A 25,670-nucleotide genomic window follows, 5' to 3' on the forward strand; every position below is an offset into this window, starting at 1 on the left:
GTGTTGATCCCGACCCCGTCACTGCGCTCTGGTCCCCTGCGCCATCTGGTGACCGGCGGTGCCGGCTTCGTGGGCTCCCATCTGGTCGATCGGCTGATGCAGGCGGGCGAGGAGGTGCTCTGCCTCGACAACTACTTCACTGGCCGCAAGGTCAACATTGCCCAGTGGATCGGCCATCCCCGCTTCGAGCTGATCCGTCACGATGTGACCGAGCCGATCCGGCTGGAGGTGGACCGGATCTGGCACCTGGCCTGTCCGGCGTCGCCGGTGCACTACCAGTTCAATCCCATCAAGACCGCCAAAACGAGTTTTCTCGGCACCTACAACATGCTCGGCCTGGCCCGGCGGGTGGGGGCCAGGCTTCTGCTCGCCAGCACCAGCGAGATCTATGGCGATCCGGAGGTCCATCCCCAGCCCGAGAGCTACCGGGGCTGCGTCAACACGATCGGCATTCGCTCCTGCTACGACGAGGGCAAGCGGGTGGCGGAAACGCTCTGCTTTGACTATCTGCGCATGCACGGCACCGAGGTGCGGGTGGCGCGCATCTTCAACACCTACGGGCCGCGCATGCTGCCGGACGACGGTCGGGTGGTGAGCAACTTCATCGTGCAGGCGCTGCAGGGTCAGCCCCTGACGCTCTACGGCGATGGCCAGCAGACGCGTTCGTTCTGCTACGTGGATGACCTGGTGGAAGGACTGATCCGCCTGATGAACGGTGCCCACACCGGCCCGATCAACCTGGGCAATCCCGGCGAGTTCACCATTCGCGAGTTGGCCGAACTGGTGCGCGCTCGCATCAATCCTGGCCTTGAACTCGTGCTGCAGCCCCTCCCCCAGGATGATCCTCGCCAACGTCAGCCGATGATCGATCGGGCTCGGGAGTTGCTGGGTTGGGAGCCCACGATCTCTCTGGAACAGGGCCTTGAGCCCACCATCGCTGATTTCCGCCGCCAGCTCGCCCTCTGAGCACGAGGTTTCTGAGCACGAGTTCTCTGGGGAGGAGGCCTCGATCGGGCATCGTCACGGAGTGGCAGGCTGAGGGGCGGCCGTCGCCGGAGCACTTGCCGGAGATCCGCCCTTCCCCTGCCTTCTCTGCCCATGCCCGCCGCCCAGCGTCCCACCCTCGTGACCGGCGCGGCCGGCTTCATCGGCGCCGAGGTGGTGTTGCGGCTGCTTGAGCGGGGTGAGCCGGTGGTGGGGCTCGACAACCTCAACACCTACTACGACCCGGCCCTCAAGCAGGCCCGCCTGGAGCGGCTGCAGCAGCATCCCGCCGCCGCTTTCTTTCGCTTCGTGCGGATGGATCTGGAGGATCGGGCTGCCATGGAGGGCCTGTTCGCCGAGCAGCGGCCGCGGCGGGTGGTGCACCTCGCCGCCCAGGCGGGGGTGCGCTATTCGCTGGAGAATCCGGCCGCCTATATCCAGAGCAATCTGGTCGGTTTCGGCCACATTCTTGAGGGTTGCCGCCATCACGGCGTTGAGCATCTGGTCTATGCCTCCAGCAGCTCGGTGTATGGCGGCAACCGCGAGATGCCGTTCTCGGAGCAGCACGCCGTCAATCATCCGGTGAGCCTGTATGCGGCCACCAAGAAGGCGAATGAACTGATGGCTCACACCTACAGCCATCTCTACGGCCTGCCGGCCACCGGTCTGCGCTTCTTCACCGTGTATGGCCCCTGGGGCCGGCCGGACATGGCCCCGATGCTGTTTGCGCGCGCGATCCTGGCGGGTGAGCCGATCCGGGTGTTCAACCACGGCCGCATGCAGCGCGATTTCACCTACATCGATGACATCGTCGAGGGGGTGATCCGCTGCAGCGACAAGCCGGCCACTGCGGATCCCGACTTCGATCCCCTTCATCCGAACCCGGCCACCGCGGCGGTGCCGCACCGGGTGTTCAACATCGGCAATTCCCAGCCCACCGAGCTGCTGCGTTTCATCGCTGTGCTGGAGCAGGCCCTCGGGCGTCAGGCGATCCAGGACCTGCAGCCGATGCAGCCGGGTGATGTGCCCGCCACCGCCGCCGACACCACGGCCCTGGAGGCCTGGGTTGGGTTCCAGCCCGCCACCCCGATCGAGCTGGGGCTGGAGCGGTTCGCCCAGTGGTATCGGGAGTACCACGGGCTCTGACCCTGCCTCGGCCGGCAGCCCGGTGGTTTGTGGCAGTCAGGGAGTCATCCCATCAAAAAAGGGGCCCTCAGGCCCCTGGATCATGCATCGGCCCAATGGGCCATGCGAGATGAATCGAGTGCTCAGCTCCGCTCAGGCGGAACCGACACCCACGTAGGAACCGTAGAAGAACAGGCCCACCACAAAGATCACTGCCATGCCGCCGGCAGTGGCGACCAGCCAGAGGGGAAGGGTTCCCTCGGTCCAGCGGGAACGCCAGGCCACGGCAGGGCGGCCATCGGGTAGACGATCGGGGATCCGACCGTCGGGCATGGACATTTTCTTGCCGCTCATCGTGAAACCTCCCGATCAGTTGAAGAAGTAGCTGCTGAACAGCACACCGGTGACGAACACGAACAGCAGGCCCAGATAAAGGCTGGTGCGGTTCAGTTCGACCGGCAGGTTGTTCGGATTGGGATTGCGTTGCATGGGGACGACCTCAGCGGCGGACGAACTGCATGGCAGCCAGGGCGCCCAGGAAAAACACCGTGGGGATGCCGAGGGCGTGAACCGAAAGCCAGCGCACCGTGAAGATCGGGTAATTGCGTGGCGTGGTGGGGGCGGGAGTCTGGGTCATGACTTACTGCAGGCGCAGGTCGAGTTGGCTCTTGCCCTCGTAGCGCTGGCTCACAACCGGAGCCTTGCTTTCCTGGGCCTGGAAGTAGGCATCCGGACGGGGCGTCCCGAAGGCGTCATAGGCCAGGCCCGTGGACACGAACATGAAGCCGGCCAGGAAGATGGCGGGCAGGGTCACCGCGTGGATGACCCAGTAACGGATGCTCGTGATGATTTCGAAGAACGGGCGTTCTCCTGTAGAGCCGGCAGCCATGGCGACAAGCGTTCAGCTCGGCGATCCTAGGGGGATGGCGGCAGGGGACGGGAGCCCCCGCCTGCCTTGGTTACAAAGGTTGGCGGGGCTCTGCCTGGCGCGGCTCAGCCCACCCAGCGCAGCAGCGATCCCCGCTCGCCCAGCACGAAGCCCTTGCCGTCCGGCAGGAAGGCGATGCGGCTGAAGTTGGTGGGCTGGGCGGCACCCACCGGATCCTTCTGCCAGGTCTGGCCGCCGTCTGGGCTGGTGAGCAGGGTGCCGCTGCCACCGCCGGTCCAGATGGCGCCGCTCGGATCCCAGGCCATGTCGAGGTAGCCGTAGCCGTTGGTGATCGGGATCACCGGCTTGCTCCAGTCGTCCACGTTGGCGGCATCGGAGTTGAAGCGCAGCTGGGCGCCGCGGGTCACCATCCAGAGGTTGCCGTTCGGCTGGAAGCCGAGGGACTGCACCCGTTGGCTGCTCACCCGCTGGTGGGGTTGCCAGGTGGCCTGACCCGGATCCCAGGTGGCGAAGAAGTTGCCGAGGCTGCTGACGCTCACGTAGCGGCCGTCGGGGCTGCGGCGCAGATCACGCACGGCACCGGCGGCGTCACTCACCTCGGCCTGCCAGCTCTGGCCACCATCGCGGGTGTTGTACACGGCGCCCACGTTGGTGGCCAGTTCGGCCTCCCCCTTGCCCAGGGCGGTGATCAGATACGGCTCCCCGGGCAGCTTGGTATCGAGGAAGAGGCGGCTCCAGTTCTGGCCGGCGTCGGTGCTGTGCAGCAGCAGGCCGGGCTGGCCGGCGATCCAGCCCTCTTTGCCGTTGAAGTCGATGCTGAGCAGGCGGAAGTTCTCCTCCTCCGGCAGATCCAGGGCGCGCTTGGCCCAGCTGGCGCCTCCGTCGTCGGTTTCGAGGATCAGCCGGTTGCTGCCCACCAGGAAGCCGTGGCTCTGGTCTGTGAAGGCCAGATCGAGGGGATTGGCGCGGGTGTCGAGGGGCACGGGCTGCCAGGGGCTGGCACTGGCGATCGGCAGGCCCGTGGTGACGCAACCGGAGAGCCCGAAGCCGAGGCCCACGAGCAGGAGCAGGCTCAGCAGGGGACTGAGCAGGCGTCGAGTCAGACGATGCAGGTGCATGGCAGGGGCGAGGGAAGAGCGGTGGGAGGCGCGGGGCCGGCTGCTGAGGGGCGGTGAGATCAGGGCAGCCGGAGGAGTTCAGCGCAGCGAATACAGGGAGAGGAAAAAGGCGATCGCCAGGGCGAAGCTGCCGAAGATCAGCACATTCTTCTGACCGGGCGTCAGCCGGTTGACCCCCAGGCCGAAGTTGAGGTTCTCCTCAAAGCCGCTCGGCTTGTCACGGGGGCCGATGTCCATGAAGGCACCCACCTTGCTGCGGCAGACCGGACAGCGAAAGCTGGCGGGATCCAGGGCGGTGAAGGGGGTGCCCGCTTCGATGCCCACCTTGCGCACGCCCTCGGCGGGGTCGTAGACGAAGCCGCAGCTGCGGCATTCGTAGCGATGGGTGTCGGGGTCGGAGGCCGTTGGCGGCTCCGTCGTGGGGAGGGATTCGGCCGTGGCGCCCGTCCCTGGTGAGGCGATGCTGTCGCTGCTCTCGAACTCCGGACTCATCACCTGCCAGCCGACGGTCGCAAAACTCTATCGACCGCGTTCCAACGCCGATCCCGCCGGAACTCGTCAGCGCCGTGAGGTGGATGCCAGACTGCCGCCCAGGTTGGTCCAGCCCGCATGTTCGTGCTCTCCGGCTACGACGCTTTTCTGGGGTTTCTGCTGATTTCAGCAGCCGTTCCCGTGCTGGCGCTTGTGGCCAACAAGGTGCTGTCTCCTAAGAGCCGGCAGGGCGAGCGTGAGCTCACCTACGAATCCGGCATGGAGCCGATGGGTGGCGCCTGGATTCAGTTCAATATCCGCTACTACATGTTCGCGCTTGTCTTCGTCGTCTTCGACGTCGAGACCGTGTTCCTCTACCCCTGGGCCGTGGCGTTCCATCGCCTCGGACTACTCGCCTTCATCGAGGCCCTCATCTTCATCTCCATCCTGGTGGTGGCCCTGGCCTACGCCTGGCGCAAGGGTGCCCTCGAGTGGAGCTGATTCGTCGTTACGGCCCCGACGCCGACGTGTTGCCATGACCCTCACGCCTTCCTCCCCTTCCAGCGGTGAGCTCCCCTCGATCGGGGCTCTGCGCGATCTGCGCGCCGCCAGCTGCAGCCCCACGGGTGCCCCCACGATCACCTCGGATCTGTCCGAGAACGTGATCCTCACCAGCCTCGATGACCTGCACAACTGGGCCCGGTTGAGCAGCCTCTGGCCGTTGCTTTATGGCACCGCCTGCTGCTTCATCGAGTTTGCGGCCCTGATCGGCTCCCGCTTCGATTTCGACCGCTTCGGTCTGGTGCCCCGCTCCAGCCCCCGTCAGGCCGACCTGCTGATCGTGGCAGGCACCGTGACCATGAAGATGGGCCCGGCCCTGGTGCGGCTCTACGAGCAGATGCCCGAGCCCAAGTACGTGATCGCCATGGGGGCCTGCACGATCACTGGTGGCATGTTCTCGGCCGACTCGACCACCGCCGTGCGCGGCGTCGACAAGCTGATCCCCGTGGACCTCTACCTGCCGGGCTGCCCGCCGCGACCGGAAGCGATCTTTGATGCGGTGATCAAGCTGCGCAAGAAGGTTGGCAATGAAGCCTTGGCCGAGCGCGGCAACCTGCGTCCCACGCACCGTTATTGCACGATTCCACATCAGCTCAAGGCGGTGGCCCCGATCGTCGACGGCCGCTACCTGCGGGCCGAGACCCAGAAGGCCGCCCTTGCCGCCGCCGCCGGTCTGCCGGTGGGGGCTGCTGTCTCCGATCCAGCGGCGGTCATAGCCGCCACCACCAGCCAGGCCGACGCCTGAGGACACCATGCCCGAGGAAATCATCAGCCCCGCCGAGTCCAGCGGTTCAGCAGCCGCCACTCCAGCTATAACGCCAGCGATCACAGCCCCTGCGGCCGGTCCGATCAGCCAGTGGCTGAGCAGCCAGGGCTTTGAACATGCCGTGCTGGAGGCCGACCATCTCGGTGTCGAGGTGCTCGGCGTGGAGCCCGACTTCCTGCCGGTGATCGTGGCGGCGCTCAAAGCCACGGGCTTTGATTATCTCCAATGCCAGGGCGGCTATGACGAAGGCCCGGGTGGTCGGCTGGTGAGCTTCTACCACCTGATCAAGCTTGCGGCGCTGGCTGATCCCATGGCGGTGGATCGGGTTCTCGCGGCCGATGTGAAGCCGGAGGAGATTCGTCTCAAGGTGTTCCTGGCCCGCGATGGCGATCTCACCATCCCCACGCTCTACGGTCTGTTCCGTGGCGCCGACTGGCAGGAGCGCGAGACCTTCGACATGTACGGCATTCGCTATGCCGGCCATCCCCATCCCAAGCGCCTGCTGATGCCGGAAGACTGGAAGGGTTACCCGCTGCGCAAAGACTATGTGCAGCCTGATTTCTACGAACTCCAGGACGCTTACTGATTCCTTTCTGGATTGAGTGGAGACCTTGAAAAATGGCTTTTAACCAAGACTGAGTGCTCAATCCTCGCCTGACGAGGCAATGCGTTTCCAGCGCTGGATCCCTCGGTATCGGATTTATTGAGCTGCCCGGCAGTTCTTGGTTTAGGTGCCCGGCAGTTCCTGGCGGAGACGTTCATCACGAATCGCCTGAAGATTTGGCGACTGAATTATCAGTTCGTCCGTCGCTGATGCTGCCGGTAGAACCGCATCACCGCCAGCGCCACGCTCTTAGAATCGTGGCGCAGGGTGGCCCCTGGACGGCTTCCCTGCATCGGCGCCAGCATCACCTCATAGCCCTCACTGGTCAGGCGGTGGGTGTCGCATTCCACCGGTTCGGCGCCGCGGCGGCGGTAAGCCTCCACCAACGGTGAAGGGCTGAGCTCCTCCTGGGCAAGCACCGCATCGAACAGCCTCTGGTCCACCCCCAGGGTGGCGAGCTGGGCCTCAATCGCTCGAAGGTGGCCTTCCACATCGAGCCCGTCGGTCTCGCCGGGCTGGGTCATCAGGTTGCAGATGTAGAGCCGTGGGGCGCGGCTCTGGCGAATCGCCGCCACCAGTTCCGGCACCAGCAGGTTCGGCAGCAGGGAGGTGTAGAGGCTGCCGGGGCCCAGCACGATCAGATCGGCATGGGCGATCGCCTCGATGGCACGGGGCAGGGCGGGCGGCCGTTCAGGGATGCAGCCGAGCCGCACGATCGGGCTGGAGGCATGGCCGATCGCCGATTCCCCCTCGATCCGATCGCCGTTCTCCAGCTCGGCCCATAGGCGAACGTCGGCGTTGGTGGCCGGCACCACCTGGCCCTGCACCGCCAGCACCCGGCTGCTGGCGGTGATCGCCGATTCGAGGCTGCCGGTGATGGCCGTGAGGGCCGAGAGGAAGAGATTGCCGAAGCTATGGCCTTCGAGACCACTGCCCGCCTGGAAGCGGTATTGGAACAGGCGAGTGAGCAGAGGCTCCTCGCGGGCCAGGGCCGCCAGGCAGTTGCGGATGTCGCCCGGCGGCTGGACGCCCAGCTCTCGCCGCAGCACGCCGCTGCTGCCGCCGTCGTCGGCCACCGTGACGATCGCGGTGATGTTGCCGCTGTAGCGCTTCAGGCCGGAGAGCAGGGTGGAGAGCCCGGTGCCGCCGCCGATCGCCACGATGTTCGGGCCGCGGTTGAGCCGGCGCTGCGCCACCAGGGCATCCACCAGAACCGTGCCCTTCTCAGGGGCCAGGGCCCGCTGGATCGACCCGAAGCTGCGGCTCTGACCCCAGATCACCAGGGCCGCCCCCAGGAGCAGCACCAACGGCCCGGTGATGCCCCGCGGCAGCACCTGGGTGAGCTGAGCCAGCAGCCAGGTGAGCGTTTCGATCGTCCAGTAGATCGGTTTGAAATCCGCCCAGACCGCTGCTCCGAGCAGGGCGATCATCAGACCCAGACCGGAGGTGAGCACCCAGCGCTTCACCACCAGGCCGGGCTGGAGCCAGCGGGCGGCCCGGCGGGAGCGGCTCACCAGATCACGGCGGCGCATGTCGCCCCGGCCCATCCAGCCGGGTCGTCGGGGTGGGCGTGGGGCGTGCCGGGTGCTCATCGCCCGTGGCCTCCCCTGTCGTCTCTGTGGCCGCCTGCCTGGCCCGAACGGCTCCGCCAGGGCTCCCCGCAGATGAGGAGGCAGGGCAAGGGCGGGGAGCAGGACGCCATCGGCAAACCGGGCTGTTCGAACTGTACGGATGAAACGGCGGGAGGGTGAAACCTTGGCTGGTTGTGGGCAGGATGGGGGCCTTGCGCTGTCGTCCGTGCCGGATGCTGTTCCTCCTCCGGCATCCCGACGCTCCCAGCCTGATGGGGGTGTGGCGATGAAGGCCGCTGGGGCTGCGGCGGATGGCTCGGCTGTTGATGGGTTGTCTGTAGATGGGTTGGCTGTCGATGGGCCCGTGGGGAAGCTGCCCGTGGCCCAGATGCAGGGGGTGTCGATGCGCTGGGGTGAGAGCCTCGTGCTCGACGACATCAACCTGGTGGTGCATCCGGGCGAGCGCCTGGTGGTGGTGGGGCCCTCCGGATCGGGCAAATCAACGATCCTGCGGCTGCTGGCCGGCCTGCTGCTGCCCAGCGCCGGCAGCCTGCGGATCCACGGGCTGGAGCAGCGCTACCTGCGCCTGGATCAGCGCCAGCCACCGGATGTGCGCCTGGTGTTTCAGAACCCTGCCCTGCTGGCCTCGCTCACGGTGGGCGAAAACGTCGGCTTTCTGCTCTATCGCTACGGGCGGCTTGGCGAGGCCGAGATTCGCCGCCGGGTGGGCGATGCTCTGGCGGCCGTCGGACTGGCCGGCATTGAAGAGAAGATGCCCGGCGAACTCAGCGGTGGCATGCAGAAACGGGTCAGCTTTGCCCGCGCGATCATCCAGGACCCCTCCCGGGCCGATGTCCAGGAGCCGCTGCTGTTGTTCGATGAGCCCACCGCCGGGCTCGATCCCGTCGCCTGCACCCGCATTGAGGATCTGATCGTCACCACCACCGACATGGCCCAGGCCTCCTCGGTGGTGGTGAGCCACGTGATGAGCACGATCGAGCGCTCCGGTGAACGGCTCGTGCTCCTCTACGACGGCCGCTTTCGTTGGCAGGGCACCGTGGCCCAGTTCCGCAGCACCGATAATCCCTACGTCGAGCAGTTCCGGAGCGGCAGCTTGCGCGGACCCATGCAGCCCAAGGAGGTCTGAACGATGCGCCGCAGTGTCCGTGAAGCCCTGGTGGGCTTTTCCCTTCTCGCCGCCATCGTGGGTGGTGGCGCGCTCTGGCTCTGGCTGAAGGGCATCTCCCTGCGCCGCGACACCTGGACGGTGCAGGCCAGCTTCCAGGATGCCGCCGGCCTGGCGGATCGCTCGCCGGTCTCCTTCCGGGGGGTGCTGGTGGGCAATGTGCGCCGGGTGCGGGTCACCCCGGAGGCGGTGCTGGCTGATCTGGAGATCACCGATCCTGAGCTGCGTCTGGCCCAGCCCACCCAGGCCCTGGTGGGCACCGGCTCGTTATTGGGTGGGGATGCGGTGGTGGCGCTGGTGAGCAGCGGTAAGCCCCTGCCGGCCAGCACGCCCGGGCCGCGGAGTCCGGGGTGCAACACCAAGCTGATGCTCTGCAACGGCAGCCACATCAAGGGTGGTGCCCAGGCGAGCCTCGGCACCGTCACCGAGACGATGCAGCGGATCCTGGCCGAGAGCGAGCGCCAGAAGCTGGTCGACAAGCTGGTGGGAACCACCGTGAGTTTCGATCGCACCTCCAACGAGGCGGATCGCTTCCTGCGCGAGGCCCAGAAGCTGGTGCAGGAACTCAACACCGCCGTGAAGAAGGCCGATCCGATTCTGGCCAACCTCAACACCGCCACCGTTGAGGCGGCGCAGGCCGGCCGGCACGTGCGCAACCTCACCGCCGCCCTGGACAACCCCCAGACCGTGAGCCAGCTCAAAGGCACCGTGACCAATGCCGAGAAGCTCACGGCCCGCTGGGAGGCGGTGGGTGGCGACGTGAACAAGCTCACGGGCGATCCCCAGTTTGTCGATGGGATCCGCAGCCTGGCCATCGGCCTGGGCAAGTTCTTCGAAGAGCTCTACCCCGCCCAGACCGGCCAGGCACCGGACAAGGCAGCCCGGGAGAAGGCCGAACGTGAGAAGCGCGAACAGGCTGTTCGTGGACAGGCGGATCGTGAAAAAGCTGACAGCCCGTCGGTCTCTCGGGCCCGAACCAACCAGGCTCGCACCGTGAGCCAGTGATACCGGGACCGCTGGATCTCAGACACCGTTGATCGCCTCCAGGGCGATGGCGGCGATCGCCTGATCGCTGGCCTTGGGCAACTGCACGTACTTGCCGCCGGCGGCCTCGGCCAGCTCCTTGCCCATGCCGCTGCCGATGAACTTGCGCTCGGTGTCGATCACCAGCAGCTTCAGCCCCAGGGCGCGGTAACGGCTGGCCACCTGCTTCACCTCCTCCTTGAGATCCACCGGCTCCTCGCCCTCCAGCTCGGGTTGGCCGAGGGAGCGGCTCAACGGCACGTTGCCGCGGCCATCGGTGATCGCCACCACCACCACCTGGCCCAGATCGCCGGTGGCGAGGGCATTGGCGCCCACCCGCGCTGCCTGGGAAAGACCATGGGCAAGGGGCGAACCGCCGCCGCAGGGCATCGATTCCAGCCGGCGCCGGGCCGCAGTGATCGAGCGGGTGGGGGGCAGCAGCACCTCGGCCTGCTCGCCGCGGAAGGGGATCAGGGCGACTTCGTCGCGGTTTTCGTAGGCCTCGGTGAGCAGCCGTATCACGGCCCCCTTGGCGCTCTGCATGCGGTTGAGCGCCATCGAGCCGCTGGCATCCACCAGGAAGATCACCAGGGCGCCGGCTTTGCGTTGCAGTTGCTTGGCCCGCAGGTCGCCGTCTTCGACGATCACCCGGCGTTGCGGCTCCCGCTCCCGGCGGGCTTTCTGATACGGGGCGGCGGCCCGCAGGGTGGCGTCCACGGCGATGCGCCTCACCGGGCCGCGGGGCAGCATCGGTTTCACGTAGCGGCCGCGGGAGTCGCTGAGCACCACGGTGCGGTTGCCGCTGCCGCCGCTCCGGGCCTTGGCGGTGGAGAACAGCAGCAGGTCGGGGTCGATGGCGACGGCTTCGGGGTCGAGCAGGAATTCTTCCGGAACCTGGGGAGGCGGCTGGTCGTCCGGCGTGTCGTCCTCGTCCTGGTCGTCATCCTGGTTGTCGTCGCTGTCGTCGCTGTCGTCGTTCGAGTCGGGTTCGACGGGCTGTTCCGGCTCCTGCGGCGGTTGCTCTCCCTGGGGCGGCGGCGGTGGCGGCTCCATCGGCTGCTCCGGATCCGGCGGCGGCAGCTGCAGGGCCCGCGGCGCGATCACCAGGCGCACGGCCACCTGCAGGTCGTCGGCTTCCACTCGGTCGCGGCCGCTCAGGGCGGCGTGGGCGCGGGCCACCCGCACCGCATAGAGCTCGGAGCGGTGCCCTTCAACGCCACCGCGCAGGGCCTCAGTCACCAGGTAGGTGATCTGCTCGCGGCTGATGGTCACGTCCGGCAACCACTGGCGGGCCAGCAGCAGCTGGGTGGCGAGGGCGTCGGTCTCCTCCTGCCACCGCTGGCGGAAGGCATCGCTGGATTCGCCGTGGTCCAGGGCGGAGCGGGTGATCTCCACCCGCTGCTCGAGATCCAGCGACTGGTTGGCGCTCAGGGCGATGGCGAAACGATCCAGCAGGTGGTCCCGCACCGCCCCCTCCTCGGGGTTGTAGGTGGCGATCAGCAGGCAGCGGCAGGGGTGGCTGAGGCTGAGCCCTTCCCGCTCGATCCGGTTCTCACCGCTGCCCACCGCCGCCAGCAGGAGGTTGGTGATGCCGTCGTCCAGCAGGTTGAGCTCGTCGACATAGAGCACGCCGCGGTGGGCTTCCGCCAGCAGGCCCGGCTGAAACACGGCCTGGCCGCTGGCCAGGGAGGCCGTCACGTCGACCGAGCCCACAAGCCGGTCTTCGGTGACGCCCAGCGGTACCTGCACGAAGGGCGCCGGCACCACCCGGGTGGGCAGCAGGGCGCTGGGATCGGTGCCGCTGGCATCACCCCCCAGTTCGGTGATGCGCCGGCGGGTGGCCTCGTCCCAGTCCTCCGGTCGGGTCGGATCGGCGTTAAGGCTGTCCACGATCACGTCGATCGGTGGCAGCAAGGCATGCAGGCCCCGGGCCAGCACCGATTTGCCTGTGCCGCGACCACCGGCGATCACCACCCCGCCCAGACCCGGATCCACCGCCGCCAGCAGCAGGGCCAGCTTCAGGGTGCCGTGGCCCGTGATCGCGGCCAGGGGGAAGGAGCGGGCGGCCTGGTCGGCGCTGGCCCAGGCACTGGCCGTGGTGGGGGAACCGGAGGGGCCGTGGGCGCTGGCGACCATGGGGGATGAGGAGGGCCCGCGCGGGGACGTTGTCTGACGTCCAGTCTCGCTGACCGGCTGCGCCGCGGCACTTTGGCCACACGTCGCCGAGGCAACTCCTCACTCTCCCGGCCAGCCTGCTGGATCGGCTCCTGCCGAGCCTTGGCGCCCTGCTGCAAGACCGTGCTGCAAAGCCCTGCTGCAAGGCCGTGGTGCCGGCCGCCCGCGCCGCTGCCGCCTGGCTCCGGCCGCCCGAGCTGCTGCCTCCTGGCTCCGGCTGGCCGGTTTAGCGTCCGCCGCAGCCGTTGATCCCCGCCATGGCGCCCCTGCCGCCCCCCGAGCCCGCGCGCCATCTCGAGACCCTCGAAGCCCTCGATGCCCGCAAGATCCGCTTCGAGATCAACCGGGTGGAGCTGCCGATGGGGGTGGAGGGCAGTTTCGGGATCATCCGCCATCCCGGTGCTTCGCTGGCGGTGCCCGTGCTCGATGACGGCCGCGTGGTGGTGCTGCGCCAGTACCGCTTCGCGGTGGCGGCCCGCATCCTCGAATTCCCCGCTGGCACCCTGGATCCCGGCGAGGAGCCCCTGGCCACGATGGAGCGGGAGTTGCAGGAGGAGGCGGGCTACAGCGCCTGCCGCTGGGATCCGCTCGGCCTGATGCTGCCCTGCCCCGGCTATTCCGATGAAGTGATCCACCTGTTCCTGGCCCGGGGGCTCACCCCCCTGGAGGCTCCTCCGGCCGGCGACGACGACGAGGACCTGGAGGTGCTGCTGATGGAGCCCGCCGCGCTCGATGCGGCCCTCGCCAGTGGCGACGAGGCCCTCGACGGCAAGAGCGTGACCGCCTGGTTCCGGGCCAAGCAGCTGCTGGGGCTCTGATGGCCTCCCCAGAGGCCGCCCGCCGCTGGCTGTTCTGGCATCGCCGGGATCTGCGGCTGGCCGACAACCTCGGCCTGGCGGCGGCCGCGGCGGCGACCCCCGCCCTGACCGGCGTGTTCGTGCTGGACCCGGCGATCCTGGCCGACCCGGTGATGGCACCGGCCCGGCGCTGGTTCCTGCTCGAAAGCCTGCGGGAGCTGGCCGCCTCCTGGCGGGCCTGCGGGTCGCGGCTGGTGCTGCTGGAGGGAGACCCGCTGGTGCTGCTGCCGCGGCTGGCTGCCGCCCTCGGTGCCGAGGTGGTGGCCTGGAACCGCGATGTGGAGCCCAGCGGGCGAGCCCGCGACCGGGCGGTGGCCGCCGCCCTGCAGGCCGATGGCCGCGGCGTGCTGGCCGACTGGGACCAGCTGCTGGTCGCCCCGGAGGCGCTGCGCACCGGGGCGGGGGATCCCTATCGCGTCTACGGCCCCTTCCTGCGCAACTGGCGCGGCCAGGTGGAGCGCAAGCAGGCCCTCGCGGCCCCGGGCACCGCCGGGGGCATCGAGCCACTGGCGGCACCGACCGGCCTGCTGGATCTGGACCTGGCGACGCTGCCCCGGCCTGATCTGTGGGCGGCCCTGCCGCGTCTGGGGGCGGTTCCGGAGGCTACCCGCTTCGGAGCGGCCTTCTCCGGAGTCGACCTCTGTCCCTGCCGTCCTGGCGAGGCGGCGGCCCTGGCCCAGCTTGAGGCCTTCTGTCAGGGGCCTGCCAGTGGCCGCGGCCAGGGGGCTCCGCTGCTGGCCTATGAGCCCCAGCGCAACCTGCCGGGCATCGCCGGCACCTCAGGCCTCAGTGCCGCGCTCGCCTTCGGCACCCTCAGCCCGCGTCAGGCCTGGGCGGCGGCCGGCGTAGCCCGCGAGTTCATCCGCAGCGAGGAGGAGCGCACGGCGATCAGCGTCTGGGAGCAGGAACTGGCCTGGCGCGAGTTCTACCAGCAGGCGCTGTTCCATTTCCCGGAGCTGGCGGAGGGGCCCTACCGGCCCCAGTGGCGCCACTTCCCCTGGGAGAACGACCCGGAGCGCCTCGAGGCCTGGCAGCAGGGGCTCACCGGGGTGCCGATCGTCGATGCGGCGATGCGGCAGCTCAATGCCAGCGGCTGGATGCACAACCGTTGCCGCATGATCGTGGCCTCCTTCCTGGTCAAGGACCTGATCTGCGACTGGCGCCTGGGGGAGCGTGCCTTCATGGAACGGCTGGTGGATGGCGATCTGGCCGCCAACAACGGCGGCTGGCAGTGGAGCGCCAGCAGCGGCATGGATCCCAAGCCGCTGCGCATCTTCAATCCCGCCACCCAGGCCGCCAAGTTCGATCCGGAGGCGGTTTACATCCGCACCTGGCTGCCGGAGCTGCGCCACGTGGCCACAGCCGATCTGATCCGCGGCGAGATCGCTCCCCTGGAGCGTCGCGGCTACCCCGCGCCGATCGTGAGCCACAAGCAGCAGCAGGCCCACTTCAAGGCGCTCCACGCGGCCCTGCGCGTCAGGGTCGACAGCGCCTAGGGCATCGCTCCGCGCCACGATGACTTCTGACTTCTGACTTCTGACCTCAGACCTCAGTTCTCAGGCTGCGGCAGAGGTCACGGTCGCTGGGGCGGCGGTGCCTTTGGCCTCGGAGCTGGTGCTGCTGCCGGCGGTGAAGGCCTCCACCAGCTGGCGCAGAACCCGGATCACCTGCTGCTGCTGCTCCGCACGCAGCTCCGGGAAGATCGGCAGGCTCAGCACTTCGGCGCAGAGGCGCTCGGTGACCGGCAGGCTGCCGGGGCCGTAGCCCAGGGCGGCGTAGGCGGGCTGGCGATGGATCGGGATGGGGTAGTAAATGATCGTGGTCACGCCGGCGTCCTGGAGCTGCTGCTTGAGCCAGTCGCGGCAGCAGGCCTCCGGCAGGCCGAAGTCGGCGCTGTCGGCGGCGGGGGTGCAGTGGCCGCCGCAGGCGGCCTGGCCTCCGGGGCAGCTGGGGACCCGCACCACGAACTGGTTCCAGCTGTGCCCCGCCGGCCCGGTCTGCGGCAGTTGGATGCCCTCCAGATCGGCCAGGGCCCCGTCGTAGGTGGCGGCGACGCCGCGGCGGCGCTCGATCCAGCGCTCCAGGTGGGGCAGCTTGACGTTCAGCACCGCCGCCTGCATGGCATCGAGACGGCTGTTGTAGCCGAGGGTCGTGTGCAGATAGCGGCGCGGCATGCCATGCACGGCCAGCTCCCGCACCGCCTGGGCCACGGCGGCATCGCGGCAGGTCACGGCGCCACCGTCGCCGGCGGCGCCGAGGTTCTTGGTGGGGAAGAAGCTGAAGCAGCCTGCATCCCCCCAGCTGCCCACCGGTTGCCCGGCCCACTGGGCACCGGTGGCCTGGGCGCAATCCTCGATCACCCGCAGGCCGTGGCGACTGGCGATGGCGCAGACCCGCTCCATGTCCACCGGGCGGCCGAACAGATGCACCGGCATCAGGGCACGGCTGGCGGGGGTGATCGCCGCCTCGATCTGATCCAGATCGATCAGATAGGTGTCCGGGTCCACGTCCACGAACACGGGTGTGGCGCCCACGGCGCTGATCGCCTCGGCGGTGGCGAAGAAGCTGAAGGAGCAGGTGATCACCTCATCGCCGGGACCGATGCCCAGGGCCCTCAAGGCCAGGATCAGGGCATCGGTGCCGCTGTTGCAGCCCATCGCGTGGGGCACGCCGCAGGCCCTGGCGAAGGCCTCCTCGAAGCGGGCGATGCCGGCGCCGCCGATGTATTGGCCACTGCGCAGAACCTGCAGTACGGCAGCGTCGAGTTCCTCCCCGAGCTCCTGGAGCTGCTCGCTGAGACTGAAGGGAGGCACTTGCATGGCGGACACCTTAAGGCCAGTTCCAGCCTGCAGGAACCGCGATTGCGGGCCCCTCAGCGGGCCCAGGCCGGCTCCTGGCCTGGAGGCCATTTGATGTTGCAGCCGATCGAGGCGGTCTGCTCCGCTGCGACGGGTCGGCCGGCCAGCAGCGCCTCGATCGCCGCCCGCAGATCCCGCCCATCGAGGGGCACGGCGTTGCCGGGGCGGCTGCCGTCCAGCTGGCCGCGGTAGGCGAGGCGCAGATCGGCATCAAACAGAAACGGATCCGGCGTGCAGGCGGCCCGCAAGGCGTGGGCCAGTCGCTGGTCCTGGTCGAGCAGGTAGGGGAAGCTCCAGCCGTTGCGCTGCGCCTGGTCCTGGAGTCCCGCCGGGCCGTCCTGCGGATGGGTGAGGGTGCTGTTGCTCGAGATCCCGATCAGCTGCAGCCGCCCGCCGTAGTCGGCCTGGAGCCGGCTCAGCTCCGGTTCGATGTGCTTCACGAAGGGGCAGTGGGCGCAGAGAAACAGCACCAGCAGCGGCTGGCCACCCAGGGCCGCCGGCTCCAACGGGGTACCGGCGACCGGCTCGAGGCTGCCGCTGGTCAGGGCCTCGGCCAGTTCCGCCCGGGGCAGGGGGGTCCCCAGCGGCAGCATCGTCGAGGGGGTGAGGGCCATGGCCGGGGCGGCGTTCTGACGCCGATGCTGCAGCAGTCGCCCGCCGTTCGGGGAGGATCGGCCCACTTGAGATCGGCCTGGATTGACGGATGACCTGCCGCCCCAGTGACCTGCCGCCCCAGCGTTCCCGCCTGGCGGCTCTGCTCTGCCTGGGGGGGCTGGTGGCGTTGATCGGCGGCTGTGTTCCCGCCCATCGCCATCCCAGCTGGGCCCTCTATGCCCTGCAGCGCCGCGTGCCCCACGACGGCCTGGCGGTGGTGAGCCAGCCCGATGGCTACGGCCTCCATCTCTGGCTGGACACCGACACCCGCCAGGAGGGGGTCTGCAAGCCGCGCTGGAATCCCAATCCGGCGCGGCTGTTCAACGGCAACGGCACGGCGCCGTTCAGCTCCGGGCTGGCGACCCAGCAGGAGTTCTTCGCGGCGGTGGCCCGCCCCGATGTGCAGCGCCTGCTGAGGAGCGAGCTCGAGGCCCTCTGTGCGGCCCGGGCCCCACGCAGCAGCTTCACCTGGGTGGAACCGCCCCGCCGCCCCCAGGACATCAAGCCCGAGGCCTACCCGCAGCTGGAGGAAGCCGACCTGCTCAGCGATCCGGAAGCGGTGCTGCAGCAGGAACGCAAGCTGCTCGGCGAGGATCCGCCGATGGGGCCTCCGCCAGCGGGCGTGCCCTGAGCTGCCGCCTCGGGGTTCGGTTTGCGCGGGGGCCTGCGGGTCAGGGACTTTCGCGGCCAGCGGCGGCCCAGACCCTCGCCTCGGCGCGGCGCCAGTAACGGCTGAAGCGCCCCAGATCCACCGCCTGCTCAAGCACAACGAAGGGTTCGGGCGGCAGCACCGTGAGGGGCAGGGCGCCGGCGAGCTGGGTCTGGATCGCCGCGAGGCGCGGCTCCACGGCGGCGCTGGTGACGATCCCATCGGCGCCGTGGCGTTGCGCGAACGCCAGCACCTCGGCCGCTGGGTCGCCGTGGCGGATCGTGACCGGCAGCTCCAGCAGGCACTCCGCCAGAAAGCCAAGCCGCTTCAGGCTGGGGGGCGGGCCGCTGGTCGTGCTGCCGGCCAGCCAGGCGCTGTCGAAGACGAACAGGGCCGGCCGGCCCGGATAGGCCCGCAGGGCGGGGTTGGCGGGGCCGAGGGCTTCGCCGTGGATCCAGAGGATCGGTCGCTGGGGTGGATCCGGGGCGGGGCGGCTGGTGTCCGCTGGCGCCAGTGGTTCCGCTGAAAGGGTGAGGCCAGAGGCATTGGGAGTGGCAGCGGCAGGCTCTGGCGCCGGGGTTGGAGGGCTGGGAGTCTGCGGAGCTGGAGCTGGAGCTGGAGCTGGAGCCGGCGGCGCCTCAGTGGCCATTGGGAACAGCTGCTGCTGCAGCTGCTCGTACTCGGCGTCGAAGGGGCAGCCCCCGGGGGCGTCCGGGCCGCCGCGGCTGGCGGCAGGACAGCGGGCGCAGAGGCTCTGGCCGCCGTGGCGCTCCAGGTTGGCCCGGTTGAAGATGTAGGGCTTGGCGCTGAAGCTGCTGGCCACCCACTGCCAGCTGAGGGCGTTACTGGCGGGGTCGCCATCCAGCAGGTGCTGCAGGAACCACTGGGCACCGGCCTGCCAGCGCACCCGGCGCCAGTGCACCACATAGGAGGCCAGCCAGAGGCGGGCGTGGTTGTGCAGCCAGCCGCAGCCGATCAGCTCGGCGGCAAAGGCATCGATGCAGGTCAGGCCGGTGCTGCCGCCTTGGATGTCGGCTGGCAGCACGGCGGCGTAGCTGGCGGGGGGGTGGCCGGTCTTGAGCGGTTCGCGGTCGTGCCAGATGCCGTCGCCCAGCTGGTGCCAGAGGCGTTGCCAGTAGTCGCGCCAGCCCAGTTCGGCGATCAGCTTGGCGGCAGCGGCGTGGGTGGCGCCGCTGGTTTCCAGCCAGGCGAACACCGCGTCGCGCACCTCGGCCAGGGTGAGCACGCCGTGGCGGATGTAGGGCGACAGGCGCGTGACGGCGCCATCGAGGGCATTGCGGCTGCGGCCATAGGCCCCTGGATCGATCGCTGCCAGGCGTCGCTCGGCGGCGGCTCGGCCGCCATGGATTGGGCTCAGGCCACTGGCGGGGCTCAGGCCACTGGCGGGGCTCAGGTCACCCGCAGGGCTGAGGTCCGCTGGAGGGTTGGGGAGCAGGGGGCGCAGCTCCTCTGCCAGGGCGGCTCTGGAGGTGAAGTGGCGCGGTAGGTCGCCGTCGCCGGTGGTGGTGGCGGGCTCAGGGGGGGTGGGGGCGCGCGCGTCCACGGCGGCAGGGTGGGGTTGGCGCTGATCCTGGCGGCGATGGCCTGGGCCGCGAGCGACCTGGGCGGTGGCCCGGCCCTGGCGGCTGATGTTGGCGCGGGCCGGGCTGAAGGAGCGAGCTGGAGAAGCGGGTGGGAGAGAATCCCCCGATCGCTCCCGATCCGTCTCCGCATGCTCCTCGATCTGCGCGGCAAGAAGGCCCTCGTCACCGGCATCGCCAACAACCGCTCGATCGCCTGGGGCATTGCCCAGCAGCTGGCGGCGGCTGGGGCCGAGCTGGGCGTCACCTATCTGCCGGATGAGAAGGGCCGCTTCGAAGGCAAGGTGCGGGAGCTCACCGCGCCCCTGAACCCCAGTCTGTTCGAGCCCCTGAACGTGCAGGATCCGGCCCAGATCGAGGCGGTGTTTGCGCGGGTGAAGGAGCAGTGGGGCTCGATCGATGTGCTGGTGCACTGCCTCGCCTTCGCCGGCAAGGACGAACTGATCGGCAACTACTCCGACATCAGCCCCGAGGGCTTCGGCCGGGCCCTGGAGGTGAGTGCCTATTCCCTGGCGCCCCTGTGCCGCTGGGCCAAGCCCCTGTTCAACCCGGGCGGCAGCGTGATCACGCTCAGCTACCTCGGCGCCGAGCGCGCCATCCCCAACTACAACGTGATGGGCGTCGCCAAGGCGGCCCTGGAGGCATCGGTGCGTTATCTCGCCGCCGAGCTGGGCCCGGAGCAGCAGGTGCGGGTGAACGCGATCAGCGCCGGCCCGATCCGCACCCTGGCCAGCTCCGCCATCGGCGGCATCCTCGACATGATCCACAACGTCGAGGAGAAGGCCCCCCTGCGCCGCACGGTGACGCAGGACGAAGTCGGCGCCACCGCCGCCTTTCTGGCCAGCCCCCTGGCCAGCGGCATCACTGGCCAGGTGCTCTACGTCGACGCCGGCTACTGCATCACCGGCATGTGAGGCCGCATCGGCATCACCGTTCCCATCCAGTCGATCGTGGTGGAATGGAGGTTGTAGAAGGCCGCCTCCACCTGTAGGCGGCCGCTGCGCATCCGATCGGTGAGCAGCACGCTGGAATCCACCAGGTTGCGGGCCGCGTTGAGGGTGTGGTGGCGGGAGGCCTGCTCCAGATCCTCACGGGCCCCCAGGTGGAACAGCTCCATCCGCAGTTGCCCCACCACCTGGGCCAGGCTCGGGGTGAGCGGCAGTCCCGGGTTCAGGGCCGCCTCTACAGCCCCGCAGCGTTCATGGCCCAGCACCACGATCACGGGCACGCCCAGGTGCGCCACCGCGTATTCCAACGAGGCGATCGCCGCGGTGGTGGAGAGGGTGCCGGCGTTGCGCACCACGAACAGATCGCCGAAGCCGGTGTCGAACAGCAGCTCCACCGGCACGCGGGAATCGGCGCAGCCGAGCACGGCCGCAATCGGGTGCTGGCCCGTTTCCACCTCCAGCATCCGCTCCCGGCTGCTGTGGGGATGCAGCGACTCCCCGTTGAGAAAGCGCTGGTGCCCGCCGCGAAGGTCCGCGAGCACCGCTTCGGGGCAGTTGTTCATGGGGCGGGCGGGGGGCATGTCGGCCAGGACATGCCGGTGCGGATCTGACGGCGATTGTGCGCTGATCGGTGCCCCCGGTTTCGGCATGATTGCCACACTCCTGTGCTCTTCCCTGTGTCCGCCCCCCTGGACCCTGATCACGTCGCCGCCACTGGCCGCAGCGGCAGCGTCCATCGCGTCACCGGCGAGACCGATGTGCGCGTCAGCCTCAACCTCGACGGCAGCGGCCGCTGCAAGGCCGCCACGGGGGTGCCGTTTCTCGATCACATGCTCCATCAGATCGCCAGCCACGGCCTGGTCGACCTGGAGATCCATGCCGTGGGCGACACCCACATCGACGACCACCACACCAACGAGGACGTGGGTATCGCCGTGGGTCAGGCCCTGGCGAAGGCCCTGGGCGATCGGCGCGGCATCCACCGCTTCGGCCACTTCGTGGCGCCCCTGGATGAGGCCCTGGTGCAGGTGGCCCTGGATTGCTCCGGCCGGCCTCACCTCAGCTACAGCCTGCAGATCCCAGCCCAGAAGATCGGCAGCTACGACACCGAACTGGTGAAGGAGTTCTTCGTGGCCGTGGTCAACAACTCCGGCCTCACCCTGCACATCCGCCAGCTCGATGGCGCCAATTCCCACCACATCGTCGAGGCCTGCTTCAAGGCCTTTGCCCGCGCCCTGCGGCTGGCGGTGGAAATTGACCCACGCCGCGCCGGGGCCGTGCCCAGCAGCAAGGGCGTGCTCGAGCGCGCCGGCGCCTGAGCGGCTGATCGGGCCGCGAAGTCGCAGGCGGCTCGGGCGGTGTTCAGCTCGCCGTGTCTCCCGCGGTTTGGGCGGCCAGATAGGGGCGGATCCAACGCTGGCCCCGCTCCAGCCAGAAGCGATCGAACAGGGGCTCGAAGGCCGTGGCGATCTGCTCCATGGCGGCCTCCATGCGGGGCTTGCCGTAGACAAGGAACTGGGCGGTGGAGGCGGCGAAATAGCGGCGCCGGGCCTCGGCATCGTTGCGTTTGAAGGCTTCGCGGTAGAGGGCCTGGCCTTCGCCGATCATCCGGATCACGGCCGGCGAAAAGCTGACGCGGCTGCCATCCGGCAGGGTGATGCTGCGGTCGTTGATGAAGCTGATCACGGTCCGCATGCAGTCGCGGGTGCGGTCGGCGGACAGGGCTTCAGCGTCACCGCGGCGGAAGCCCCACTGCAGGCAGCCATTGGTCACCTCCAGCACCCGCAGCAATGCCAGCTTGTCGAGCTGCTCCGCTGGGAGGGCGGTGATGGTGGCCATCTCGGCGCTGATGGCCGCCTGGAAACCTTCCGCGTCGGCGGAGAAGTACTCCTCCAGTTCCCGGATCCGGCCGAGGGCGTCCCAGTCGATCGCCGCCCCAGGCGGGGAATCCGCTGCGGCAGGGGACTCGCTGCTCTGCTGCATGGCGCCGATGCCGTTGCGGGGAATCATGGCCGCGACCGACCGCCTGGCGCGGCCTCGCGTTGTCACACTCCGTTACGGGATGATGGTGTCAGCCCGCTCCATACCCCCGCGTCTCCCGCCTCCCCATGACCATCGCCCCCAGTCGTGATTCCGGATCCCCCACAGGATCGGCTGCTGCCGAAACGGCCGCCGGCCGATCGGGAGCTGCCTACGACCGTGCCGACTGGGCCAGTTCCTTCCGCAATGTGCTCGGCGAACTGGATCAGGTGCCGCTGGTCGCCGCGCGCGGCACGATCCCGCCGGACCTGGCCGGCAGCCTCTATCGCAACGGGCCGGGCCGGCTGGAGCGTGGTGGCCACTGGTTGCACCATCCCTTCGATGGCGACGGCATGATCACCGCCCTGCGCTTCGAGGCGGGGCAGGCCGTGCTCACCAACCGCTATGTGCGCACCGAGGGCTGGCTGGAGGAGGAGGCTGCGGGCCGCTTCCTTTACCGCGGCGTCTTCGGCAGCCAGAAGCCCGGCGGCCTGCTGGCCAATGCCTTCGATCTGCGCATGAAGAACATCGCCAACACCCATGTGGTGCGGCTCGGCGATCAGTTACTGGCCCTGTGGGAAGCCAGCTCCCCCCACGCCCTCGATCCCGACACGCTCGAGACCCGTGGCCTCACCCTGCTGGACGGGGTGCTGGGCAAGGGTGAGGCCTTCAGTGCCCATCCCCGCTTCGATCCCGGTCACCACGGCGAGCCCCGCATGGTCACCTTCGGGGTCAAGGCCGGCCCGCGCAGCACGATCCGCGTGATGGAATTCGCCGCCAGCGGACCGCGAGCCGGCCAGCTGCTGGCTGAGCGTCACGACAGCGTGGCCGGCTTCGCCTTCCTGCACGACTTTGCGATCACGCCGCGCTACGCCGTGTTCCTCCAGAACGCCGTCGCCTTCAACCCCATCCCCTTCGTGGTGGGCCTCAAGGGTGCGGCCCAGTGCCTGGCCTCCAAGCCCGGCGAGCAGGGCCACTTCCTGATCGTGCCGCGTCCTGGCGCCGGCGACTCCAGCGCGGAACCCGCGGCACCGATCGTGGTGCCGGCCCCTGAGGGCTTCGTGTTCCACCACCTCAACGCCTTCGAGGATGCCGCCACGGGCGAGCTGGTGGTCGATTCGATCTTCTACGACGACTTCCCGTCGATCGGTCCGGGCGTGGATTTCCGCTCCGTGGACTTCGACACCCTCCCCGCCGGCCGTCTGGTGCGCACCCGCCTCAATCTGGAGCACCGCACCGCCACCAGCACCGTGCTGGAGGAGCGCTGCTGCGAGTTCGCCATGGTCAACCCCGAGCGCCAGGGTCTCGATGCCCGCTACGGCTGGACGGCGGTGGCCGAATGCGAGCGGGGCAACGCTCCCCTGCAGGCGATCGAGAAGCTCGATCTGCACACCAGCGAGCGCCGGGTCTGGAGTGCGGCGCCGCGGGGCTTCGTGAGCGAGCCGGTGATGGTGCCGCGCCCTGCGACCCAGACCAGTGCCGCCCCTTCAGAAGACGACGGCTGGGTGCTGGTCCTGGTCTGGAACGGGGCCCGCTCTGCCAGCGATCTGGTCATCCTCAATGCCGCCGACCTGAGCGAGCAGGCCGTGCTGGAACTGCCACTGGCGATCCCCTATGGGCTGCATGGCAGCTGGGCTGCTCTGGGTTAGGCCCAGGCCCGGGGCCCATTGATTCAGGGATCCCATTCAGTTGTCTTCGCGGAGCGGGGGGCGCTGCAAGGCGTCGATCAGCTCCCGTGTCAATCGGGTGCGGTGATAGCGCATGTGACAGAGCTGTTCTTTGTAGATGCCGCCGTAGAACAGCAAGAGTCCGGCCCCGAAGCCCATCAGCGCCACTTGCACCAAGGCCAGGTTGGGTTCCGGCCCAAAGGCGTAGACGATCGCGAGCAGCATCAACAGCGCCAGTACGACGCCGCCCACGTACACCAGCACACTCGACCAGGTCTCGGCCAGACGGATGCGATCTGTCACCGTTTTGTCGCACCAGTGAGCAAGGGCGGGATCGGGACTGGCCTCCAGTTGCAACGGGGGATCTTCACTCTTGTTCCAGTTGCGGAAGTCGCCACCCCCCAGCACCACGATCCGCTTCAGCCAGGCAGGGAGCCCGCCTGCTTTCTGCCGGCCAGGCAGAAGCACATCACGCCGCCAGCGGCCTGGATCCACCGGCCGGCAGGAGGCGTCACAGTCGACCAGATAGGTATGCCAACGCTGCAGGTGGTTCCGGCAGAGCGGCGCTCCCGGCGTCGCCTCTGCTTTGCCACAGATCACACAGCCAGGGGATCGGTCCGCAGTCATCAGAGTGTTGCCGCAGTGGGGTCATGTTGCTCTGCCATGGCGGAATCAAACCGAGACTTCAGGGTTTGGGACAGCTGCCGGGAAAGAGGTCGGACTCGCAGGGGGCTGCCGTGACCAAGGCGGCTACGCCAGGAGGGGTCTCGGGCCGTGCTGCGTTGGGGCAACTCACGAAGATCCCGATGGCCCCGTTGTGGCTGTTGGTGAAGCTGCAGCCTTCAGGGGCTGCGATCACCTCGCTGCTGCCGTCGTTGTGGTCCAGCGATAGAGCTCCATCCTTCAGATCCAGTTGGCCTTCGGAGCGGCGCAGCTCGATCTGCAGCCGTTGGGCGAAGGCATCGGCGGCGGTCTGGCCGGTGAGGTCGGTGGTACTGCGCATCGGCGTCGACAGCAACTGCACGATGAAGGGGGCTCCGATGCCCAGCAGGGCGGCGGCGATCAGCAGGGCGACAAGATTCATATCCTGGTCTCATTTGAAGTTCAGAGTGAGATTGTCCTTGCAATTCACCTTGCCCCCTGGGGATGGATCCTGTTTGTCAACCTCGCGTTTCTTCGACGGCCATTTCTCGGTTAAAATAAAGCCTGGCCCATCTTTGTTCCAGATGGTGCCGGCGGGGTCCTTGTCGAACTTGTCGCCTTCGTAGTAAGGCACCTCGCAGAGTTTTTTCTCGTCATTGTCATCATCGCTTCCGGAGCTGATCTGTGGCGGCTTGACCGAGGCATCCACCTTGGAGCACTCGCTGTCGCTGATGTCGTGAACCCGTAGAAGCAAGGGCTTCTGGCTGGAAACACTTTCCCCGGGAGTGACCTTGGCGGCCAAGGCAACTCTGCCAACCTCTGATGCTGAGCCGCGGAACACGTTCTGGCCACCGAACTCCAGGCGCTTTTTGGCGTTGGAGTCGCTTTGCCAGTCACCGGTATTGTCGTAGAGGCTGTAGCAGATGGTGGCTTCGTCCTCGGTTTCGTCGCTGTTGTCTGCGCTGAGTTCGCTGCTCAGGTACAGGGGCTGCCAGGCCAGAGCGGTGAATTTGTCCTCGCCGGAGCTGCATTCCACAAAGTGATCCACCACCTTGTTCGCACCGGTGGGAATCGCATTGGCCTTCTGGATGCAACCCTCGGGCAGGGTGAGTCCCTGGAGGCTGTCGGAGGCTGCAGCCTGCTTTCGAACGGCAATCGCGTTGGATTCGGCCAGGGAGAAATTGCTTTTCTGCCGAGCCGTCTCGACGGGTAAAAGGGCCAGCCGCATCATCGGCGGCGCCATCAGGCCCATGATCACCGTTGCGATTAAAACCGCCAAGAGCTGTCCCATTCGCCTCTCCGC

The 25,670-nt window shown here is 68.4% G+C and carries 29 protein-coding genes; 13 read left to right on the top strand and 16 right to left on the bottom strand.

Going from position 1 to position 25,670, the window contains the following annotated elements; all coding sequences use genetic code 11:
* Positions 1-966: a UDP-glucuronic acid decarboxylase family protein gene (locus KQ310_RS01895; protein WP_399237407.1), complete on the top strand. Its 966-nt coding sequence runs from the start codon at positions 1-3 to the stop codon at positions 964-966.
* A gap of 132 nt (positions 967-1,098) precedes the next feature.
* A complete protein-coding gene (locus KQ310_RS01900) occupies positions 1,099-2,130 on the top strand; it encodes an NAD-dependent epimerase (protein WP_259720101.1) in 1,032 nt (343 codons plus the stop codon).
* A gap of 132 nt (positions 2,131-2,262) precedes the next feature.
* On the opposite strand, the gene KQ310_RS01905 is transcribed toward KQ310_RS01900, so the two are convergent.
* The 6 genes from KQ310_RS01905 to KQ310_RS01930 form a co-directional block, all read right to left on the bottom strand.
* Positions 2,263-2,463 carry a photosystem II reaction center protein J gene (locus KQ310_RS01905; protein ID WP_197158014.1) on the bottom strand — a complete coding sequence of 67 codons (201 nt, stop codon included), beginning with the start codon at positions 2,461-2,463 and terminating at the stop codon, positions 2,263-2,265.
* Positions 2,464-2,478: 15 nt separating this feature from the next.
* Positions 2,479-2,598, bottom strand: coding sequence for a photosystem II reaction center protein L (locus KQ310_RS01910; RefSeq protein WP_197158012.1), 120 nt, complete (start codon positions 2,596-2,598; stop codon positions 2,479-2,481).
* Between the two features lie 10 nt (positions 2,599-2,608).
* Positions 2,609-2,746 (bottom strand): cytochrome b559 subunit beta, encoded by a 138-nt coding sequence (gene psbF / locus KQ310_RS01915; RefSeq protein WP_197158010.1) that lies wholly within the window; start codon positions 2,744-2,746, stop codon positions 2,609-2,611.
* A gap of 3 nt (positions 2,747-2,749) precedes the next feature.
* A complete protein-coding gene (gene psbE / locus KQ310_RS01920) occupies positions 2,750-2,998 on the bottom strand; it encodes a cytochrome b559 subunit alpha (protein WP_197158008.1) in 249 nt (82 codons plus the stop codon).
* Between the two features lie 104 nt (positions 2,999-3,102).
* Complete coding sequence (locus KQ310_RS01925) at positions 3,103-4,116, bottom strand: photosynthesis system II assembly factor Ycf48 (protein WP_259720102.1); 1,014 nt, start codon at positions 4,114-4,116, stop codon at positions 3,103-3,105.
* A 78-nt stretch (positions 4,117-4,194) separates the two neighbouring features.
* Entirely contained in the window at positions 4,195-4,608 is a 414-nt protein-coding gene (locus KQ310_RS01930; protein ID WP_259720103.1) for a rubredoxin, read from the bottom strand.
* Positions 4,609-4,725: 117 nt separating this feature from the next.
* On the opposite strand from KQ310_RS01930, the gene KQ310_RS01935 reads away from it, so the two are divergent.
* The 3 genes from KQ310_RS01935 to KQ310_RS01945 are packed head-to-tail and all read left to right on the top strand — an operon-like array spanning position 4,726 to position 6,500.
* Complete coding sequence (locus KQ310_RS01935; protein WP_259720104.1) at positions 4,726-5,088, top strand: NAD(P)H-quinone oxidoreductase subunit 3; 363 nt, start codon at positions 4,726-4,728, stop codon at positions 5,086-5,088.
* A gap of 34 nt (positions 5,089-5,122) precedes the next feature.
* Positions 5,123-5,893 carry an NADH-quinone oxidoreductase subunit NuoB gene (nuoB, locus tag KQ310_RS01940; RefSeq protein ID WP_259720105.1) on the top strand — a complete coding sequence of 257 codons (771 nt, stop codon included), beginning with the start codon at positions 5,123-5,125 and terminating at the stop codon, positions 5,891-5,893.
* A 7-nt stretch (positions 5,894-5,900) separates the two neighbouring features.
* Entirely contained in the window at positions 5,901-6,500 is a 600-nt protein-coding gene (locus tag KQ310_RS01945; RefSeq protein WP_259720106.1) for an NAD(P)H-quinone oxidoreductase subunit J, read from the top strand.
* Positions 6,501-6,709: 209 nt separating this feature from the next.
* Here the strand turns inward: KQ310_RS01945 and yvcK are convergent, their stop codons facing one another.
* Positions 6,710-8,065: a gluconeogenesis factor YvcK family protein gene (gene yvcK / locus KQ310_RS01950; RefSeq protein ID WP_259720107.1), complete on the bottom strand. Its 1,356-nt coding sequence runs from the start codon at positions 8,063-8,065 to the stop codon at positions 6,710-6,712.
* A gap of 427 nt (positions 8,066-8,492) precedes the next feature.
* Here yvcK and KQ310_RS01955 point away from each other — a divergent pair, with 427 nt between their 5' ends.
* Positions 8,493-9,236, top strand: coding sequence for an ABC transporter ATP-binding protein (locus tag KQ310_RS01955; RefSeq protein ID WP_259720143.1), 744 nt, complete (start codon positions 8,493-8,495; stop codon positions 9,234-9,236).
* A gap of 3 nt (positions 9,237-9,239) precedes the next feature.
* Positions 9,240-10,280: an MlaD family protein gene (locus KQ310_RS01960; RefSeq protein WP_259720108.1), complete on the top strand. Its 1,041-nt coding sequence runs from the start codon at positions 9,240-9,242 to the stop codon at positions 10,278-10,280.
* An 18-nt stretch (positions 10,281-10,298) separates the two neighbouring features.
* On the opposite strand, the gene bchD is transcribed toward KQ310_RS01960, so the two are convergent.
* Positions 10,299-12,434, bottom strand: coding sequence for a magnesium chelatase ATPase subunit D (gene bchD, locus KQ310_RS01965; protein WP_259720109.1), 2,136 nt, complete (start codon positions 12,432-12,434; stop codon positions 10,299-10,301).
* 296 nt (positions 12,435-12,730) lie between these two features.
* Between bchD and KQ310_RS01970 the strand changes: the two genes are divergently transcribed.
* Positions 12,731-13,291, top strand: coding sequence for an NUDIX domain-containing protein (locus KQ310_RS01970; protein ID WP_197157992.1), 561 nt, complete (start codon positions 12,731-12,733; stop codon positions 13,289-13,291).
* Entirely contained in the window at positions 13,291-14,826 is a 1,536-nt protein-coding gene (locus KQ310_RS01975) for an FAD-binding domain-containing protein (protein ID WP_259720110.1), read from the top strand. Before KQ310_RS01970 ends, KQ310_RS01975 begins: the two co-directional genes overlap by 1 nt.
* Positions 14,827-14,886: 60 nt before the next feature.
* Here the strand turns inward: KQ310_RS01975 and KQ310_RS01980 are convergent, their stop codons facing one another.
* Both KQ310_RS01980 and KQ310_RS01985 read right to left on the bottom strand, forming a co-directional pair.
* Positions 14,887-16,149 carry a DegT/DnrJ/EryC1/StrS aminotransferase family protein gene (locus tag KQ310_RS01980; protein WP_259720111.1) on the bottom strand — a complete coding sequence of 421 codons (1,263 nt, stop codon included), beginning with the start codon at positions 16,147-16,149 and terminating at the stop codon, positions 14,887-14,889.
* A 53-nt stretch (positions 16,150-16,202) separates the two neighbouring features.
* Positions 16,203-16,802 carry a thioredoxin family protein gene (locus KQ310_RS01985; RefSeq protein ID WP_259720144.1) on the bottom strand — a complete coding sequence of 200 codons (600 nt, stop codon included), beginning with the start codon at positions 16,800-16,802 and terminating at the stop codon, positions 16,203-16,205.
* A gap of 89 nt (positions 16,803-16,891) precedes the next feature.
* On the opposite strand from KQ310_RS01985, the gene KQ310_RS01990 reads away from it, so the two are divergent.
* Complete coding sequence (locus tag KQ310_RS01990) at positions 16,892-17,473, top strand: hypothetical protein (protein WP_259720112.1); 582 nt, start codon at positions 16,892-16,894, stop codon at positions 17,471-17,473.
* A 40-nt stretch (positions 17,474-17,513) separates the two neighbouring features.
* On the opposite strand, the gene KQ310_RS15920 is transcribed toward KQ310_RS01990, so the two are convergent.
* Positions 17,514-19,055: an FAD-binding domain-containing protein gene (locus KQ310_RS15920; protein WP_399237415.1), complete on the bottom strand. Its 1,542-nt coding sequence runs from the start codon at positions 19,053-19,055 to the stop codon at positions 17,514-17,516.
* Between the two features lie 168 nt (positions 19,056-19,223).
* Between KQ310_RS15920 and fabI the strand changes: the two genes are divergently transcribed.
* Positions 19,224-20,006 carry an enoyl-ACP reductase FabI gene (gene fabI / locus KQ310_RS02005; RefSeq protein WP_259720113.1) on the top strand — a complete coding sequence of 261 codons (783 nt, stop codon included), beginning with the start codon at positions 19,224-19,226 and terminating at the stop codon, positions 20,004-20,006.
* Here the strand turns inward: fabI and KQ310_RS02010 are convergent.
* Complete coding sequence (locus KQ310_RS02010) at positions 19,985-20,620, bottom strand: carbonic anhydrase (RefSeq protein ID WP_259720114.1); 636 nt, start codon at positions 20,618-20,620, stop codon at positions 19,985-19,987. The genes fabI and KQ310_RS02010 overlap by 22 nt on opposite strands.
* Before the next feature lie 96 nt (positions 20,621-20,716).
* On the opposite strand from KQ310_RS02010, the gene hisB reads away from it, so the two are divergent.
* Complete coding sequence (gene hisB / locus KQ310_RS02015; protein WP_259720115.1) at positions 20,717-21,358, top strand: imidazoleglycerol-phosphate dehydratase HisB; 642 nt, start codon at positions 20,717-20,719, stop codon at positions 21,356-21,358.
* Between the two features lie 43 nt (positions 21,359-21,401).
* Here the strand turns inward: hisB and KQ310_RS02020 are convergent, their stop codons facing one another.
* On the bottom strand, positions 21,402-22,049 hold the full coding sequence (locus KQ310_RS02020) for a hypothetical protein (protein WP_259720116.1): 648 nt from the start codon (positions 22,047-22,049) through the stop codon (positions 21,402-21,404).
* A 98-nt stretch (positions 22,050-22,147) separates the two neighbouring features.
* Here KQ310_RS02020 and KQ310_RS02025 point away from each other — a divergent pair, with 98 nt between their 5' ends.
* Entirely contained in the window at positions 22,148-23,707 is a 1,560-nt protein-coding gene (locus KQ310_RS02025; protein WP_259720117.1) for a carotenoid oxygenase family protein, read from the top strand.
* Between the two features lie 36 nt (positions 23,708-23,743).
* Here the strand turns inward: KQ310_RS02025 and KQ310_RS02030 are convergent, their stop codons facing one another.
* The 3 genes from KQ310_RS02030 to KQ310_RS02040 are packed head-to-tail and all read right to left on the bottom strand — an operon-like array spanning position 23,744 to position 25,658.
* Complete coding sequence (locus tag KQ310_RS02030; RefSeq protein WP_259720118.1) at positions 23,744-24,352, bottom strand: hypothetical protein; 609 nt, start codon at positions 24,350-24,352, stop codon at positions 23,744-23,746.
* A gap of 58 nt (positions 24,353-24,410) precedes the next feature.
* On the bottom strand, positions 24,411-24,809 hold the full coding sequence (locus tag KQ310_RS02035) for a hypothetical protein (RefSeq protein WP_259720119.1): 399 nt from the start codon (positions 24,807-24,809) through the stop codon (positions 24,411-24,413).
* 9 nt (positions 24,810-24,818) lie between these two features.
* On the bottom strand, positions 24,819-25,658 hold the full coding sequence (locus KQ310_RS02040) for a hypothetical protein (RefSeq protein ID WP_259720120.1): 840 nt from the start codon (positions 25,656-25,658) through the stop codon (positions 24,819-24,821).
* Positions 25,659-25,670: the final 12 nt, after the last annotated feature.

This window comes from Synechococcus sp. CS-1328, assembly GCF_025128095.1.
GTDB lineage: Bacteria > Cyanobacteriota > Cyanobacteriia > PCC-6307 > Cyanobiaceae > CBW1002.

Bases quoted from the DNA above. Each gene is read 5' to 3' on its own strand.
- KQ310_RS01900 (WP_259720101.1), top strand. From the start codon at position 1,099: ATGCCCGCCGCCCAGCGTCCCACCCTCGTGACCGGCGCGGCCGGCTTC.
- KQ310_RS01905 (WP_197158014.1), bottom strand. From the start codon at position 2,463: ATGAGCGGCAAGAAAATGTCCATGCCCGACGGTCGGATCCCCGATCGT.
- KQ310_RS01910 (WP_197158012.1), bottom strand. From the start codon at position 2,598: ATGCAACGCAATCCCAATCCGAACAACCTGCCGGTCGAACTGAACCGC.
- psbF (WP_197158010.1), bottom strand. From the start codon at position 2,746: ATGACCCAGACTCCCGCCCCCACCACGCCACGCAATTACCCGATCTTC.
- psbE (WP_197158008.1), bottom strand. From the start codon at position 2,998: ATGGCTGCCGGCTCTACAGGAGAACGCCCGTTCTTCGAAATCATCACG.
- KQ310_RS01925 (WP_259720102.1), bottom strand. From the start codon at position 4,116: ATGCACCTGCATCGTCTGACTCGACGCCTGCTCAGTCCCCTGCTGAGC.
- KQ310_RS01930 (WP_259720103.1), bottom strand. From the start codon at position 4,608: ATGAGTCCGGAGTTCGAGAGCAGCGACAGCATCGCCTCACCAGGGACG.
- KQ310_RS01935 (WP_259720104.1), top strand. From the start codon at position 4,726: ATGTTCGTGCTCTCCGGCTACGACGCTTTTCTGGGGTTTCTGCTGATT.
- nuoB (WP_259720105.1), top strand. From the start codon at position 5,123: ATGACCCTCACGCCTTCCTCCCCTTCCAGCGGTGAGCTCCCCTCGATC.
- KQ310_RS01945 (WP_259720106.1), top strand. From the start codon at position 5,901: ATGCCCGAGGAAATCATCAGCCCCGCCGAGTCCAGCGGTTCAGCAGCC.
- yvcK (WP_259720107.1), bottom strand. From the start codon at position 8,065: ATGGGCCGGGGCGACATGCGCCGCCGTGATCTGGTGAGCCGCTCCCGC.
- KQ310_RS01955 (WP_259720143.1), top strand. From the start codon at position 8,493: ATGCGCTGGGGTGAGAGCCTCGTGCTCGACGACATCAACCTGGTGGTG.
- KQ310_RS01960 (WP_259720108.1), top strand. From the start codon at position 9,240: ATGCGCCGCAGTGTCCGTGAAGCCCTGGTGGGCTTTTCCCTTCTCGCC.
- bchD (WP_259720109.1), bottom strand. From the start codon at position 12,434: ATGGTCGCCAGCGCCCACGGCCCCTCCGGTTCCCCCACCACGGCCAGT.
- KQ310_RS01970 (WP_197157992.1), top strand. From the start codon at position 12,731: ATGGCGCCCCTGCCGCCCCCCGAGCCCGCGCGCCATCTCGAGACCCTC.
- KQ310_RS01975 (WP_259720110.1), top strand. From the start codon at position 13,291: ATGGCCTCCCCAGAGGCCGCCCGCCGCTGGCTGTTCTGGCATCGCCGG.
- KQ310_RS01980 (WP_259720111.1), bottom strand. From the start codon at position 16,149: ATGCAAGTGCCTCCCTTCAGTCTCAGCGAGCAGCTCCAGGAGCTCGGG.
- KQ310_RS01985 (WP_259720144.1), bottom strand. From the start codon at position 16,802: ATGGCCCTCACCCCCTCGACGATGCTGCCGCTGGGGACCCCCCTGCCC.
- KQ310_RS01990 (WP_259720112.1), top strand. From the start codon at position 16,892: ATGACCTGCCGCCCCAGTGACCTGCCGCCCCAGCGTTCCCGCCTGGCG.
- fabI (WP_259720113.1), top strand. From the start codon at position 19,224: ATGCTCCTCGATCTGCGCGGCAAGAAGGCCCTCGTCACCGGCATCGCC.
- KQ310_RS02010 (WP_259720114.1), bottom strand. From the start codon at position 20,620: ATGCCCCCCGCCCGCCCCATGAACAACTGCCCCGAAGCGGTGCTCGCG.
- KQ310_RS02020 (WP_259720116.1), bottom strand. From the start codon at position 22,049: ATGATTCCCCGCAACGGCATCGGCGCCATGCAGCAGAGCAGCGAGTCC.
- KQ310_RS02025 (WP_259720117.1), top strand. From the start codon at position 22,148: ATGACCATCGCCCCCAGTCGTGATTCCGGATCCCCCACAGGATCGGCT.
- KQ310_RS02030 (WP_259720118.1), bottom strand. From the start codon at position 24,352: ATGACTGCGGACCGATCCCCTGGCTGTGTGATCTGTGGCAAAGCAGAG.
- KQ310_RS02035 (WP_259720119.1), bottom strand. From the start codon at position 24,809: ATGAATCTTGTCGCCCTGCTGATCGCCGCCGCCCTGCTGGGCATCGGA.
- KQ310_RS02040 (WP_259720120.1), bottom strand. From the start codon at position 25,658: ATGGGACAGCTCTTGGCGGTTTTAATCGCAACGGTGATCATGGGCCTG.